The following is a 16,172-nucleotide window of genomic DNA, read 5'->3' on the forward strand; positions in this document are numbered from 1 at the left end:
CGCTATCATAAAATCAATATATTTGATAACAATCAATTTAGATCTTGCAGGTAACGCTGATATAAGATACTTCTCTTAGTCAAATCTGAATGTTTCCCGATATCACTGATGCTGCCATTCTCATCTAAGACCATAATAGCATCAGCATTTTTTATCGTTTTCAATCTGTGAGCAATTGTCAAGATGGTTTTATGTTTCCCTAATTTTTGAATGGCCTTAACAACATAAGATTCCGTTTCAACATCCAGATTGGCAGTCACTTCATCCAGTAAATAGATACTGCTGTCAGACATGAAGCCTCTGGCTATATTTAACCGCTGTTTCTGTCCCTCAGATAGGCCAGTTCCTGTCTCAGTAATTGGGGTGTCTAATCCTTTTGATAAGTTAACAACCATATCAGTCAGCTTTAAATCTGATAATATACGACCTATTCTAAAATGAGCGGTCTTTTTATTTTTACCATACATCAAATTATCTAAAATGGTGCCTTGAAGCATCGTATTCTCTTGGGACACATAACTGCAGTTTTTTCTTGCTTCATAATGACTGAGTTCTTTTAATTCTCTTCCGCCGATTTTGATAGATCCCCGATAATCAGAATAAAATTTCATTAACAGTGAAAAGACAGTGCTCTTCCCAGAACCACTGGGACCTACAATCGCTATGTGCTGCCCGGAATCAATTTTAAAGCTTACGTTGTTTAAAGCTTTTTTGGATTTATCATACGAAAAAGAAACGTTATCAAAAACAATGCTGCCTTCTAAATTACTATCGTCAGACAGTGTTTTCTCTTTTTCTAAATGTAAAATTTCCATAATTCTATAAGAGATTCCGCGTATTTCGGCTAGTTCTGAAAACAGATCTGATAAATCTGAGACTGGCTCTATCATTTGTGTAATATATAAAATAAAAGCCGTCAAAGCTGCAAAACTCATACTGCCTCTTGAAACTTCGACACCTGCCACAAGCAGACAGACCACAATAATAAATAAAATCATACTGCTTATCAAAGAAGATTCAGCAGCGATAACAATCAACACTTTATTGAAGTTTAGCATGAAATCATTCAGCAGCCTGCTGATTCCTTTCTTTTCATCTTCTTCAGCAAGCATAGCTTTTACTAGGCGGATATGATTTAACTTATGATTGACTTCGCCAGAAATTTTCCCTAAATATTCCTGATGCTTTTGATAATAATATTCTAATTTTTTATTAAGAGGCCATAATACAAAGACTATCAAAGGAACCAATGACAAACTAACCAACGTTAACTGCACGTTAATTCTTAACAGAAAGACAACTCCTCCTATAATGGATAGTATGTTAAGAAATAATTGAGGAAAAACAACAGTCGCAATTCTAACCAAACCAGATATATCAGAGGTGATTCTGCTTGATAAATCGCCTGATTGGAAGCTATCCAAAGCAGTAACCGGTAGATTTAAAATATGGTTAAAAAAGTATCGCTGCAGTTTGACCATAGCTCTATTCCCGCTCAGACCTACTAAATAACTGGATAAACCTCTTAGAATATAGACTCCGATAAAAAATGCCAGCATCGCCACTAATAGTAATTTATGCGATAAAATCTTTTCTAGGATTTTCCTATTTAGCAGCTGGCTAATCATTTGGGGTAGCCATAAAGCAGCGATTGTACTGATAACACTTAAAACAACACCAATTACAAAATAAGCTTTAGGCATTTTTTTATAAATTAAATACCATAATTCTCTATATGCCATAATTCCCCTAAAATTCTAAGTTTTTAAATTTATGCAGGCTGCAAAAATAGATAAGTGCGCTGTATAAAAAAGTCAGCCCTGTAATTGCCAGCAAGCCTATCTCCAGACCATTTGCTTCTGCAAAATCGGCATAACCTACAGGAAACAGCCAATGAAGCCCAGCAATAATACCAGACAAACTCATAAAGATATTGAAAATCAAAATCAGGGTAATGACTATTCCGTTGCTCAGATATAAAGAGGCCAGACTGGACAGCATGACTACAAGGACATAAGCCAAAACAACACCAAGACTTGAAATAATGGAATAAGTGAAATCATCACTCCAAAACTGAAGACTGCCATAAGAAAGATGGGCTACGCGTGTATAATAGGTAAACAGAGCTGCTAAGAAGTAAATTCCGCAATACAGTAATACGACAGTCATCAGACTGAAAATTTTTGATAGAAATATTTTTCCTTTGTCAATATCCTTGTATAAAAAAAGAATATGCGCAGAGATCTCTGTCCGAAACACACTGATTGCCAGAAAAGCCAGCGCCAATGATGAAATAATAGAATTAAACTGCAGATTAAACTGACCGTAAAAGAAATCAAAAAAGGCAATTTTACTGCCGGCAGGCCCGGAAAAAGAAAACAATTTCGTTTTTAAAAATGTTGAAAGGAAATAAAGAAGTGGGGTCAGACTAAGTGCCAAAAACACCTTCACTTCTTTGCGCTTAAGGACTGAACGTAAAATAGGATAGAAAACAGACATGATTATTCCTCACTTCCGAAAAAATCGCTCAGATGGTTTTCTTTGACAGCTATTCCTTCAATAGCCTCCTTGCTGGATAAAAGGAACCATATCTGATTCAGTGTTTTAGCATCCAAATCTGTTGGAATTTCTACTGTGAGATCGTCTCTGACCTCTATAGAAGACGGTAGATCAAGATTTTTAGCTGCCGCTGTTACATTGACAATTACACTTGGAGCCTGCTGCTTTTCAAATTCTTCAGCGAGGCGGCCATTCTCAATAAAAATATAACGGTTGCACAAGGCTTCCAACTCTCCCAATTGATGGCTGGAAATAATCATTGAAATATTCCGTTCTTCTGACCATTTTTTCAGAATATCAATCAGCTGCCGCACACCGATTGGATCTAAACCGACAAACGGCTCATCCAGCAAAAGAAACTCCGGTTCTGCGACCAAGGCAATGGCCAAGGCAGTGCGCTGTTTCATTCCAAAAGAAAATCCTTTGGGCTTGCGATGGCGTACTTTCCATAGATCAACTAACTTTAAAATAGTTTCGATATTTTCATAGTATTCTTTTTTCCCATGAAGATCCAAATAGAATTTTAAATTGTCAGCTACAGTCATTTCTGGATAAAAAACAGGATCGATCATTACACCAAAATCTTCCAGAGCGTTTGGCCGTTGACTAATATCCTTTCCCAAATACATTATCCGTCCGCTGCTGGGTTTGATCGATTTAGCAATTAATTTGAGAAGGGTAGATTTCCCAGCACCGTTCTTTCCGATTAAACCAACGATATCTCCTCGATTGACCATTAAACTCACATCTTGAAGTGAATAAAAATCGTTTCCCTTAAATTGTTTGGATAAATTTTCGATCTTGAGCATTCTTGTTTTTTCCTTTCTTTTTATTTTGAATGAGATAATTGAGCCCTGAAAGACTGAAGTACAGCAGAGTCACAAATATAATTTGCGACATATCCAATAAATTGCCGCTGATTTCTACAGAAAAATCATGTGCTTGAACACTGTTACGCTCCACAAAATTTTCCCAAGCTGACCCTGATAAAACCAATTTTGAAAATAGCGTATAGGATAATAGAGATAAGGTTGGAAAAATTAAGGTAAGCGGGAGCAGCCGCTTTTTCTTCTTAAAAGAAGCCAAATTGACAGAAATAGCATTTACAACCAGCGGTAATAAATAAAAGAGTCCGATAAATAACAAGGTTGAAATATTTCCTAAAAAAGATGCTGTTAAGAATGCTAATAAAGTATAAAAAATAATACCTAAAATCGTAATAATAATCATATGTCCTCCTTAAAATAATCTGCCAACAGCCATGTTGTAAAGCCAATGGAAAGAAATGGAATACTGTAAACCAAACCTAACAGCAAGCTGTGACAGAATAATTCCTGCAGGTATTTTAGTAAAAATATTTACTAATAAATTCCCATTAAGATGCAGCAGCACCCCGAATAAAACTGCAGTAATAATAATCGCTTGATTTTTATTAAATGTTCTTACTAAAATACCATAAAGTAAATAGCGGAAAAGATACTCTTCACATGTTGCTACAATCAATGCCGTATATAGTTCATGTGATCTCAAAATTAAGAAATTAAATAGAAAAACTAAGAGCAGCAGTACAATTGCTGATTTTTTATTTAATTTAACAGGTATATTCTTGACATCTAAATCGATCTTTTTAGCAATCCATGTTGGAATAACAATAAACCCTAAAGTCATTGATAGAAATTTGACCACTGTCATTCCCAGCTCTTGCTGCAATTCAGGGATCAAAATCATGACTATATTGCCTAAATTATAAATTAAACCAGCTAACAAGATGAGTGCCAAGATTAAAATAAGATGTTCAATTCTATTTTTTGCTAGCATATTCGTCATCCTAAAATTCAATTTGTTCAAATTTTTTAAGTCCTAAACTATAAGTTGATATTATATAAATCGAGCTGATCAGACACATCAAAATGAGCGAAAGAAGAAAAGGCATTCCTGTTCCAGCATACCCTGTTGGAAAGAGATACCTTCCCAGCGGTAGCTGCGGTGCTACATTTGCTAATAACATAAAAAACAAACCTGCTAAAACCGAGATGGAATTATTATAGTGACTGGATAAAGCTGATACCAGCAAGATAACAATCACATAGATAATCATTCGCGACAAAATAGTCAGTAAACTCATCTGAACAATAGACCAATTTTCAGGAAAAAGATGCCCTGATATGTAACTTTGATAAAGCATCAGAGTGTAATAAGACAAAAGCGATGCCAAAAAAGTCAGTACCGTAAAAATGCCTAAGATTTTGATGAGACTCAGGATTTTTGCTTTAAAAATCACCTTTTTTTCTAGATCTTTATATAAAAATAAAATACCAGAATGGATTTCAGTATAAAAAACAGTCGTAACAGCATAGGCTAACAATAAAATTGGTATGGCTAACTGCCACTGTGTTTGAACATTAATAGACCAATACTCCAAAAAGCTCAGTCTTCTCCCATGAGCCATACTTTTTAATCCTGTCTGAAACAGACTGACTGCCGAAGCCAGCAGCGGATAGAGAGAACAAAACAAGAAAGCTGCTATCTCCCTGCGCTTTAGTATTGATTTGTAAATCGGTGTAAAGACTTGTTTCATTTTTTCCTCTTTTTAATTGTATTTTCCCAAAATTTAATTGAGTTATAGATAAGCGAACTTTGCCGCTTATCTCTTCTCAATTAATTTATTTTACCAATGATATTTTTTACCTTTGTAGCCAAAGCACCAATTAAGTTAAACTTAACCTGTTGCTTCAAACTTTATGCTCTTATTATAAAAAAAGCTAAATAATAAGACCATGACATAAATGTCATGGCCTTATTTTTCTATACCTGATCTTTTTTTCTTTCAGCTTTAAGTTTTGTCTCTAAAATATCATCACCAAAATTCTGAGCCAGCAAAGCAGCTAAATCATAGCATTCTTTTGCTTTCTCCTTATTTTGTTCACTATAGAGATAGTATTTAGCCTCATAAATTAATACTATAGGCTTAGCACTGTACTGCTGTGTCTCCGCAATCACTTCATGCATTCTGTCTGCTAAGTTTTTCAATTTAGAATACTCAGCATGATCCAGATAAACGCCTGCTACGGCTGTCAATGCTCCTAAAAGTTCAATATTATAATATTCATCACCTGAGACTTCCTGCTTCAAAATAGCTTTTTCCAATGTTTTTAACGTTTTTTTATTATAATTTTTATCTTGGTATTGAACAGCATAACACGATATCAATAATAAATCATTGAATGTATGCCTTTCTTTTAATAACAACTGCTTAAAAAAATCTTCAAAAATAACTTCAGCCGCTGCTGTTTTACCTGTCGAAATATAATCTAGAGCATTATCTAACAGTTCCAAAGTAAAAAGCTCATCTTCTGGCAAAATTTCAAAATACTTTTCATAGATGCTTTCAATCATTTGCGTTTTCTGTTCCAGACGCTCAGGATCCCCATAAGTGGGAAATTTGAAAAGCTGATACTTCATGGTAAAATACTCATCCGGTATCGTAATATTTTCACCCGCAAGTAAGGTTCCTAAATCAGTTTCCAACACTTTTGCAATATATTCCAATTTTACAATAGAAGGTAACGACTGTCCCAGTTCAATACGTACCAGCTGACGAACTGTCAGCTCCTCTTCACTGTTACACAGTTGTTCACGCGATAATCCCTTTTTCTCACGCTCTTCTCGAATCTTTTTCCCAATTGTTTCTTTTATACTCATACTTTTCCACTAAATTTATATCGCTTGCTATCCTGAATTTATAAAATGACTCTGGCTAGTTATGGTCTCTTCTTACATTAAAAAATAGAGCACACACCTGACATCGCTTAGGGCTGCTGGATTCCTCCCCTGACCCGCTTCACGCGCAGATGTTGCTCCAAGAGTATTATAACATAGATTGAGCAAACTGCCAACTTAAGACTTTCGCCTCTGCCTAAAAAACTCCTGCATAATTCTGGCACATTCTTCTTCGAGGATTCCTGTTTCCACTTGTACCCGATGGTTGAGCCGCTCATCTGTCAGAATATCATAGAGACTGCCGGCACCGCCAAATTTTTGATTGGCAGCTCCGTAGATGACCTGCGGAATACGGGCAAGGCCAATCGCACCGCTGCACATGACGCAAGGTTCAATTGTCACAAAAAGGGTCGTATCCAGCAGACGCCAGCTGTTTTCATGCTTATTGGCCTCTGTGATGGCCATGATTTCGGCGTGCATAATGGCCTGACTCAGCTCCTCACGGGCATTGTGCCCGCGACCGATGATATGCCCGTCCTTAACAATGACACAGCCGATAGGAATCTCTTCTTTGGCCAATGATTTTTGAGCTTCTTTCAGGGCTTCTGCCATGAAAAATTCTTTTTCTTCCTGAGTGAAGTCGGTCATCAGCATTCACCGATTTCCCATGATTTATGAGGCTCTGCCAATTCTACAGGAATACCCTTTGAGTAAGTCTCAGTCTGGCTTCTGAGGACTTCCAAATGATTGTCTGGGGCAATCCCTGCGGGCGGCAGCGGCGGCATGTGTGTCAGCACTAATTTTTTGACCCCTGCTTGGGCGGCAATCTGTCCTGCTTCTTTGGACGTCAGGTGGGCAGGGTGGTTTTCATTGCCTTCATAAAGGTAGACATCCGCAAGGAACACATCAGCATCCTTAGCAAAATCAGCCAGTCCGTCAAAATAACCGCTGTCCCCTGTAAAAACAAGAACCTGGCCGCTCTCACGCTCGACAATGCGCATGGCATAGCAAACGACAGGGTGCACAGTTTTAATGAAAGTAATGTCAAAGGGGCCAATTTTCTCAGTGCCCTTAACATCATAAGCAATCCCGTTAGAAACACCGTCAAGTGTCAGCTTAGCAAACTCTTGGCTGTCTTCATCATGACCATAAATCGGCAGAATTTTTGGTTCCCACAGATGCTTAGGATAAAGCTGGAAATAGTGACGCAGAACCCCTAAATCAGCGACATGATCCGGGTGGTAGTGACTGATAATGACAGCATCCAAATCAAGGGGCGAGATTTCCTTTTCCAGTTCATTGACAGCACGGCTGCCGCAGTCTATCAAGAGCTGAAAGCCATCGCGTCCCGTTAAAAGATAGGAGGTTGTTCCCGCATCTTGATAAGGATAGGCTCCCCAGCAGCCAATGGTTGTTAACTTCATAAAAACACCTTCTTTATTTCCTGTTAGCTTTATTATAGCAAATTTCCTGCAACAACTAAACAAGGGCCTGCTTCAAAGAACTTCTCTGAAACAGACCCTCTAAGTGTTTTATCTCAAACAGCTAATTATTAAAAGTCCTATAAAGACTGCATAAATAGCAATAAAAACCCACTTGAGACGGACAACAATCGCTGCAAATTCCCGGATAAAGGCACTGGGAATATAGTAGGCAGCTGTTGAGCAGCCTAAACCGTCCCCGGACATGTGAAGCCCGTGCGCATAGACACTGGTCCGAAAAACATGGTAGGCATTGGTGACAAAGAGAAACCGCGGATGACTCATTTCTTTTTCAGCCAGCTCTTTTGAAAACAACAGATTTTGATAGGTTGAGCGTGACTTCTCTTCCAAAAGAACTTTATTGCTGGGAATATCCCCTTGCTGTCTGATGTAAGCAGCAATGGCTCTGGCTTCTGAAATCTTTTCGTCAGGTCCCTGACCGCCGCTTGCAATCAGCTTAGCTTTGGGATTGCTGGATTTTCGAAAGACCTCAAGCGCCTTATCAATTCGCTTTTGCAGTAAAGGCGTTACCTCTTTTCCGTTTCTAAGTCCTGCCCCGTGAATGATAATGAAGTCATAGTGCTTATTTTTAGGAATAATCAGATACAAAATGGAATAGAGCATAAAAGCAACAAAGGACATTCCAAACAGTAAAAACGTAAATATCAAAAGAAAGTAGAGAAAATAGAGCAAACTGTTTTGTGAAAGATTTTTCAAAAAAGATGAGCCCAAATAAACGAAAAGAAAGAAGCCTAGGATAGCGATTCCCAGAAAAAGGGATAAGAAATTAGTCTTTGAGCGCCCCTCCCTTTTCAAAAGGATAAAACCATTATAAATGAGAAACAGGCCGCTAAAAAAGAGAAAAGCAGGAACCAGCAGAAATCCCAGTACGAAAATCAAGTAAGCCGTTGTGTAGCCCTGCCGGTAGAAAAAACTAACAGCCGTGATATAGGCAAAAAACAAAAAGATGATTAACAGAACTGGATTGATCAGACTGCGGGCATCGTGATATATAGAAAGAGCCAGCACCATAAAGAGTATCAGCGTAATGACTTCTAACATTGCTTCTCCTTATAAATCTTCTAAGTGACAATCACATGCAGTACCAGCAAATGATTAAGGTAAGCAGGATTAAATCACAGAGCATAAAAATCATAATAAAGTATCTTAAGCGATCGGCTTTTGTCATCAGTTGATCCTCCTTCGCTACAAATCTGCTGCCAAATCAGCGGCAGCCATTTTCTACCTTTATTTTACTGGAAAAATCATAAACCAAACTTACACTTTTGTAAGCCGGCCGGTAAGCACTGGGCGACCAATAAGAAATCCAAAACTATGTTCAAAAGCGACTGCCCAATCTCTTAATTTTTGACACCTAAAAAGACTGGAGCTGTACCCACAAGTGGATTTTGCTCCAGTCAAAGCAATTTCTGTCTGTAATGATACATTTTCGGCCCGTTTAGAAATTGCGTTTGGACTTATTGTAGCCGTAGCGTTCGACAAAATCTTCACGAAATTCAAGCAAGTTGTCATCCATAATGGCCTGACGGACCTTTCGCATGAGATTAAGCAGGAAATAGAGATTATGATAGCTGGTCAAGCGCAGACCGAAAGTCTCATCAGCTTTAAGCAAATGGCGCAGATAGGCGCGCGTGTAATTTTTGCAGGTATAACAGTCACAGTCATGATCAAGCGGCGTAAAGTCTTCTGCATACTGGGCATTTTTGACAACCAGACGCCCTTCACTGGTCATGCAGGTTCCATTTCTGGCAATCCGGGTGGGCAGGACACAGTCAAACATGTCAACACCGCGGATAACGCCGTCAATCAGGCTGTCAGGCGCTCCTACGCCCATCAGGTAACGCGGCTTGTTTTCCGGCAGGAGAGGTGTTGTGAAATCAAGCACAGCATTCATTTCTTCATGTGATTCACCAACTGCTAAACCGCCAATAGAATAGCCCGGAAAATCCATAGCGACTAAATCAGCTGCGGATTGACGTCTGAGATCTTCAAAACCGGCTCCCTGAACAATCCCAAAGAGGCCTTGTTCCTGCGGCTGCTGATGAGCCTTGAGACCGCGTTCTGCCCAACGGCTGGTCCGCTCAATCGAATTTTTAACATAATCATAGGGCTGGTAGAATTGAGGACATTCATCAAAAGACATCATGATGTCTGAACCCAGATTGTTTTGGATAGAGATAGCCTTTTCCGGTGACAGAAACATTTTAGCACCGTTGAGATGGTTTTTAAAGGTTACACCTTCTTCAGTGATATTGCGGCTGTCAGCCAGCGAATAAACTTGAAAACCGCCGCTGTCTGTCAAAATAGGCTGATCCCAGTTCATAAACTGATGCAGTCCGCCTGCCCGCGCAATCAGCTCATCTCCGGGGCGCAGCCACAGATGATACGTATTAGCCAGAATAACTCCTGAACCCATCTCTTTTAACTCTTCGGGAGACTGTGTTTTAACGGTTGCCTGGGTTCCCACCGGCATAAACATAGGGGTCGGAAAAGTTCCGTGAGGCGTGATGAGCTCTCCCAGACGGGCTCCCGTGTGTTTTTCTTTTTTTATTAAGCGATATTGAATGGGCAAATCTGTCATTTTTACTCCTTGTTTCCAATTATTTGGACATAACCTTATAAATTTTATCAAAAATAGCTGAGCTTGTCACAAGATGAAATCCACTCATTTTTTACAGGAGGCTTTTAGCTGTAAATGACGTATGAGAAATGACCGGAACACTTCTGCCCCGGCCTTCTGACTTTGTGCTATTCATTAAAAACTTTCACAATTAAATCTTGCAGTCTTTGGAAAAGGCAGTTATCTGCCCATGCTCACATTATTTCTTACTTATTGATTAGCCATTTTTTGATATTCAATCTTAATGCAGCGATTCATGACAATATCGTTGCGTCCTGCCTCACGCAGGACTTTTTCGGCCTCTTCACTTTCCAGACCCAGCTGAGCCCAAAAAACACGGGCATCTGTTTCGATAAAATCACGGGCCACGTCTGCTAAAAATTCGCTGCGGCGAAAAACGTCAACAATATCAACCGGCTCAGTAATATCCTGCAAGCGGGCATAGACTTTTTCACCTAAAATCGTGCTGCCCGCAGCTCTCGGATTGACAGGAATAATCTTATAGCCGGCCCTTTGTATCACCTGAGAAACCTCATAGGCAGCTGTTTCTTCTCGGGCAGACAGGCCAACAACTGCAATAGTCTTAGCCACTTTTAAATAATCAAAAATGACTTCCTGACTGGGATTTTGAAATTGATAGGTCATGGATAACCTCCTTCATTTATTTTGACAGTACATTATTTAGCTTCATACCAAGTCTGACCGGCATTTTCATCGGCAACAAGCGGTACGGATAATTCAATAGCAGATTCCATGGTTTCTTTGACCAGCCGTTTGACAGGCTCTAGTTCTTTGTTGGGAACCTCAAGGACAATTTCATCATGCACCTGCAGCAGCATGCGCGCTTGGTAATTTCCCTGCGTCAGCGCCTTGTCCAGATTAATCATAGCTACTTTGAGAATGTCAGCTGCACTTCCCTGAATAGGGGAATTGATGGCTGTACGCTCGGCAAAGGAGCGAATATTGAAATTGCGCGAGTTGATATCCGGCAGCTCACGCCGTCTGTGAAAGAGCGTCTCTACATAGCCTTTGTCACGCGCTTCTCTGACAACTCTATCCATGTAGTTTTTAATACCCGGATAGCGTTCAAAGTAAGTGTCAATATAATTTTTGGCGGCCTTGCGGCTGATGCCCAAATTATTAGCCAGACCAAAGTCTGAAATGCCGTAAACCACACCGAAATTAACAGCCTTTGCATTGCGGCGGTCGTTCGGTGTCACATTTTCCGGCTTGTCAATACCAAAGACACGCATAGCTGTGGAAGTATGAATATCAGCTCCTTCTTTAAAGGCCGCAATCAAGTGCTCATCTCCTGAAATGTGAGCCAGCACCCGCAGTTCAATCTGTGAATAGTCCGAACTGAGCAAGACACTGTCCGGCCATTCCGGAACAAAGGCCTTGCGAATCAAGCGGCCCTGCTCTAGGCGAACAGGTATATTTTGCAGATTGGGGTCAACACTGGACAGGCGTCCGGTCTGTGTCAAATCCTGCAAATAGCGGGTGTGAATCTTACCATCAAAAGAAATCGCTTCTTGCAGCCCGATAATATAGGTCGACTGAAGTTTGGCAATCTGACGGTATTCCAAAATTTTAGCTACGATGGGTGAGCGATGAGCCAAGCGTTCTAAAACATCAACAGCTGTCGAATAGCCGGTCTTTGTCTTTTTGGTCGCCGATAAGGGCAGGCCTAATTTTTCAAAGAGAATAACCCCCAGCTGTTTAGGCGAATTAATATTGAACTCTTCTCCTGCCAAAGCATAGATTTCCTGCGTTAGGGTTTCCAGTTCAATCTCATTGGCCCGCTCCATGTCTTTGAGCGTTTCTTCCTTGATGGAGATGCCGGCGATTTCCATTTTAGCAAGGACATTGGCCAGCGGCAGCTCCATTTCAAAGAGCAGGCTTAACTGGTCATTGTCAGAGAGTTTGCTGCGCATGGGCTCTTCACTGGCAATCAGGACACTGACCTTTTTGGCTAAATGGCTGAGCAGCGTATCCTTGTCAGGAACCGCCCGTTTGGCACCTTTTCCGTAAATTTCTTCATCGGTCGCAAGCGGCAAATCCGTATAGAGTCTGGCAATGGTAGACGTATTGTTGTTTTCAACAGTCGACAGCAGATACTTGGCCAAGCGGCTGTCAAAGCTGGCTGTCGGCAGATCAATTCCCAGATGATGGAGCAAAACTTTGCTGCGCTTAAAATCATAGGTCTTGATGGGTTTTGACAGAACTTTTTTAAAGAGTTCATCATTGAGCAGGCTGATGTCACTGCTGGCATAAATAGCCTGCTTGTTGCCCCAGGCAAAACCGATGATATCTTCTGTGTGATAGTTGTCGGTTAAAATTTCAAAATAAAAGAACTGATCGTCTGCAAACATGTCTGCTTTGAGCTGGCTGACCTCAGTATAATCAGCCTCAAAATTTTCAGCCTTAGGCGATGAGCCCAGCTGCGAACGAAACTGCCTGAAGTCCATCTCATCATAAAATTTAGCCAGACTGTCAAATTGGGGGCCGGCGTAGACAATATCTTCCAAACCAATGGTGATTGGCGCCTGAACATCAATCGTCGCTAAGGTTTTCGACAAAAAAGCCTGCTCTTTATCATTGACCAGATTTTCTTTCATCTTAGAGGCCTTAAAGCTATCCAAGTTTTCATAGATGGCCTCCAAACTGCCGTGTTCATGCAGCAATTTCAGCCCTGTTTTTTCGCCAATCTTGGTGACCCCCGGAATATTATCCGACTTGTCTCCCATGAGTGCTTTCAGATCGATAAACTGCTTGGGTGTCAGTCCCATTTTTTTCTTGAGATAAGCCGGCGTATACTCCTCAAACTCTGCAACACCCCGCTTAGAAATCTCAACGGTCGTATTGCTGTCAGTCAGCTGAATCAGGTCTCTGTCTCCGCTGACAATCGTTACGTCATACTCATCTTCATTTTCTGCCAGTTTATCCAGCGTTCCAATAATGTCATCGGCTTCATAATTTTCCAGATCATAAAAAGGCACACCGAGCGCTGTCAGCATTTCACGAATATAGGGGAGCTGTTCGCGAAATTCTGCCGGTGTTTTATCACGTCCGGCCTTATAATCCGTAAACATCTCAGTCCTAAACGTAGTCTTGCCCGCATCAAAGGCGACCAAAATGTGCGTAGGTTCTACCCGCTTGATCATATGATCCAGCATCAGGTGAAAACCATAAATAGCATTGGTGTGAAGACCGGCAGGATTTTTAAAACGGTCAATTTGATTGTAGAGTGCAAAAAAAGCACGGTAGGCGACAGAAGAGCCGTCAATTAACAGTAATTTTTTCTTGTTTGTCATAGCTCTATTGTAACATAATTCTCACTGTTTAAAAGTTTAAAACTCATTAGCATGAAGCTGTTAAGCCCTAAGAAAAGCCAAAAGAAAAAACAGGAACATTTCGCTGCATCCTGTCTCATTTTTATAGCTATGTTTACTTAAATAATGGTTGGTATTTCATCGTCATCGTCAAAATCTTCCACTTTGTCTTCATTAGGGAAGGGCTTTTGCAGATGGCCTAAGATAAAGCGTGAAACAGGTCCCACAAGCAGAAAATTTAAGGGAACTGCCATCACAAAGTTTGTCAGCCAGGCTCCCAGATAAACCGGCAGCGTCAAGGCAACCCGATTAATCAGCAAACCATATAAAGACATGATAGAAACCATTCCAAGAATCATCAAGCCTGAGATTGTTACGATTTTTTGCCAGCGTTTATGATGATCTTTCAAAAAACGAAAGGCAATCTTTTTGGCCAGCGGACCCACTAGTAAAGTATCAGCTAGAAAAGCAAGGACAAATCCGGGGATATAGCCCAAAGCTAGGGCTTTCCAGCTGAAATGGCCGACCACTGTTAAATTATAGGCACTCATTCCCAGCACCATTAACCCGCACATCATCGTTGTAAAAAGCATGGCTTCTTTAAAATTTCTTGGCATTACTCGCCTCCTTTTTTTGTTCTGAAAACTAGCATATCATAATTTACACGGCCACGTAAGTTCTTTTTTGAAAATTTTCTGAAATAGTATTTCAAACCAAAAAACCTATCAAAAACGTTATCAAGAGTTTCTGATAGGCTGATCGTTATATTATCTGTGAAATCAAGCAGGCTGTATGTCTTTAGATTTTGAGATTTTTAATACGGCTGGTAACACCTTTCAAGTTATAGCACTCTGCATAGTCTCTGATAGGCCGCTTGATATGATCAATGACATAGCGCTTGCCGTCAATATGGTGAGCTGCTAAGTTGGCATAAAGCTTTTCAATTTCCGCTTTTACAGCAGGATCATTGAAAGTATAGTGACCGGCAATGTCCAAAATTTCTTCCGACAGGGCCTCATCTGCTTTGATTTCTTCAACTGTCAGATTGACCTGATCTCCCACCATCCACTTTCTCCAGCGTTGGCTTTCAATCGCTTTTACCAGCAGGGTTTCGCGAATTTTGGAAGCTTCTTTAACCAAGCCGTATTCAACTAATTTGGCTTCAACTTGAGCCAAATTGAGATAGGCTCTTGTTTCTTCCGTACCGTACTGCGGTGCTACATTGGTTGCTGTAATGGTTGAAGGCAGGTGTTCTAAGAGCGTAACATCATCGAGGTAGTCACCGTTGTGCTCTTTGAGACCGACACCGTATCTTTTCGCCATTTGAGCCAGATCATAGGCATTTTTAAAATTAAAATGTCCGACTTGCTCTGTCTTTCGCGTCAGGGTTCCTGTCTGGCCGACGATAAAAGTTGGCATGGGCAGACCTCGCTTGCCTAACTCTGCCTGTAGCTGTTTGATAAAGGTTTCATAGGTTTCAGTTGAGGTTAAACCGCCATTTGTTTCTTCCGTGCCGACTTCATAACCGATTTCCGGCAGATTGCGTTTTTTGCGTTCATTCTCACAGAATTCAATCAGGGCAACTGTGCGTTCTAAAACGGTATCAAGCGGAATGACCTTGCCGATTTCAAAAGGATCCTTAGTCGGATCAATCATAAGCAGGTCAAAGCCTGCTTCAATGTCTCCCACATAAGACTGCTCTCCCAGTTTCATGGCCTCATCTGTTGGCAAGTGGCTGTTGCGCTCCTTATCACGCTGCCAGGGGCCGCCGTGATCGCGGCAGAGATAGTAAAGATTGTCATAATGAATATCTTCTGCAACTTCTTTGACCGCCTGAGCAAAGGTGAATTGATTCCAGCCGTTAACATAGCCTCCGCCAAGCTCATCCAAATCAACCTGATTGCGGCTGGCAATAAACATGACCGGATAGTCATCTTCTTGCGAGAGTTCCAAGGCTGCCTGCACACAGTTTTTAGACATGGGGCCGATTCCTAAAAGAGTGGCACTTTCGCCGGTTTTCTGCAGTTCCAAGAGTCCTTGAACGGTCTCTTTAATTGAAAGTTTTGTCATGATGTTCCTCCTTTATTTAAGATACAAAGGGCGTTAAGAAAGCGAGAAGAAAATAGGAGCCTCGCGCCATGCGCTTTGCGCATAAGGCAGGCTGTCTTTTTCTCGACGCTTTTAGCCCGTGTTCAATTAACAAGATACAAAGGCGTAAGCGACACACAGCAAAATAGGAAAGCTGACGAAGATGCCTAGCATCTAGGAAGTCTTTATACTTAAAAGTATCCACACCTGTAATCAACTAAAGTTGAAACAGTTGTGTATCTTTTTGCACAGTGTCGTAGCCGTGTTCAATTACTAAGATACGGCAGAGGATTGTTATCTAAGTGTTTCTCACTTGATAACAAACGCCAATCACCATAGTGATTTGGCTGC

At 40.7% G+C, this 16,172-nt stretch carries 15 protein-coding genes and 1 other RNA gene; all 16 read right to left on the reverse strand.

Going from position 1 to position 16,172, the window contains the following annotated elements; genetic code table 11:
- Window positions 1-32 precede the first annotated feature (32 nt).
- Window positions 33-1,742, reverse strand: a complete 1,710-nt coding sequence (locus G573_RS0101675) for an ABC transporter ATP-binding protein (RefSeq protein WP_027975099.1) — start codon at window positions 1,740-1,742, stop codon at window positions 33-35.
- Between the two features lie 7 nt (window positions 1,743-1,749).
- Window positions 1,750-2,499 (reverse strand): hypothetical protein, encoded by a 750-nt coding sequence (locus G573_RS0101680; protein WP_027975100.1) that lies wholly within the window; start codon window positions 2,497-2,499, stop codon window positions 1,750-1,752.
- 2 nt (window positions 2,500-2,501) lie between these two features.
- On the reverse strand, window positions 2,502-3,368 hold the full coding sequence (locus G573_RS0101685; protein ID WP_027975101.1) for an ABC transporter ATP-binding protein: 867 nt from the start codon (window positions 3,366-3,368) through the stop codon (window positions 2,502-2,504).
- On the reverse strand, window positions 3,334-3,789 hold the full coding sequence (locus G573_RS0101690) for an Msa family membrane protein (protein WP_027975102.1): 456 nt from the start codon (window positions 3,787-3,789) through the stop codon (window positions 3,334-3,336). Before G573_RS0101690 ends, G573_RS0101685 begins: the two co-directional genes overlap by 35 nt.
- A 9-nt stretch (window positions 3,790-3,798) precedes the next feature.
- Window positions 3,799-4,377, reverse strand: a complete 579-nt coding sequence (locus tag G573_RS0101695) for a CPBP family intramembrane glutamic endopeptidase (protein ID WP_027975103.1) — start codon at window positions 4,375-4,377, stop codon at window positions 3,799-3,801.
- Between the two features lie 10 nt (window positions 4,378-4,387).
- Complete coding sequence (locus G573_RS0101700) at window positions 4,388-5,137, reverse strand: hypothetical protein (RefSeq protein WP_027975104.1); 750 nt, start codon at window positions 5,135-5,137, stop codon at window positions 4,388-4,390.
- A gap of 227 nt (window positions 5,138-5,364) precedes the next feature.
- Window positions 5,365-6,261, reverse strand: a complete 897-nt coding sequence (locus tag G573_RS0101705) for a helix-turn-helix domain-containing protein (RefSeq protein ID WP_027975105.1) — start codon at window positions 6,259-6,261, stop codon at window positions 5,365-5,367.
- 78 nt (window positions 6,262-6,339) lie between these two features.
- Window positions 6,340-6,425, reverse strand: an RNA gene (gene ffs, locus G573_RS11205) — signal recognition particle sRNA small type.
- A 31-nt stretch (window positions 6,426-6,456) separates the two neighbouring features.
- The gene (gene tadA, locus G573_RS0101710) at window positions 6,457-6,927 is read right to left on the reverse strand and encodes a tRNA adenosine(34) deaminase TadA (RefSeq protein ID WP_027975106.1); all 471 of its coding nucleotides are present in this window, start codon (window positions 6,925-6,927) and stop codon (window positions 6,457-6,459) included.
- Entirely contained in the window at window positions 6,927-7,703 is a 777-nt protein-coding gene (locus G573_RS0101715; protein WP_027975107.1) for an MBL fold metallo-hydrolase, read from the reverse strand. The genes tadA and G573_RS0101715 overlap by 1 nt, the downstream gene beginning before the upstream one ends.
- Window positions 7,704-7,811: 108 nt before the next feature.
- Window positions 7,812-8,822, reverse strand: coding sequence for a YdcF family protein (locus G573_RS0101720; RefSeq protein ID WP_027975108.1), 1,011 nt, complete (start codon window positions 8,820-8,822; stop codon window positions 7,812-7,814).
- Window positions 8,823-9,219: 397 nt separating this feature from the next.
- Entirely contained in the window at window positions 9,220-10,362 is a 1,143-nt protein-coding gene (gene tgt / locus G573_RS0101725; RefSeq protein ID WP_027975109.1) for a tRNA guanosine(34) transglycosylase Tgt, read from the reverse strand.
- 249 nt (window positions 10,363-10,611) lie between these two features.
- Entirely contained in the window at window positions 10,612-11,046 is a 435-nt protein-coding gene (locus G573_RS0101730; protein ID WP_027975110.1) for a CoA-binding protein, read from the reverse strand.
- A gap of 32 nt (window positions 11,047-11,078) precedes the next feature.
- Window positions 11,079-13,715, reverse strand: a complete 2,637-nt coding sequence (gene polA, locus G573_RS0101735; RefSeq protein WP_027975111.1) for a DNA polymerase I — start codon at window positions 13,713-13,715, stop codon at window positions 11,079-11,081.
- A 137-nt stretch (window positions 13,716-13,852) separates the two neighbouring features.
- Entirely contained in the window at window positions 13,853-14,350 is a 498-nt protein-coding gene (locus G573_RS11610; RefSeq protein ID WP_027975112.1) for a DUF2798 domain-containing protein, read from the reverse strand.
- A 181-nt stretch (window positions 14,351-14,531) separates the two neighbouring features.
- Window positions 14,532-15,803: a class II D-tagatose-bisphosphate aldolase non-catalytic subunit gene (locus tag G573_RS0101745; RefSeq protein WP_027975113.1), complete on the reverse strand. Its 1,272-nt coding sequence runs from the start codon at window positions 15,801-15,803 to the stop codon at window positions 14,532-14,534.
- Window positions 15,804-16,172: the final 369 nt, after the last annotated feature.

It is taken from the genome of Streptococcus devriesei DSM 19639, from assembly GCF_000423725.1.
Lineage (GTDB): Bacteria > Bacillota > Bacilli > Lactobacillales > Streptococcaceae > Streptococcus > Streptococcus devriesei.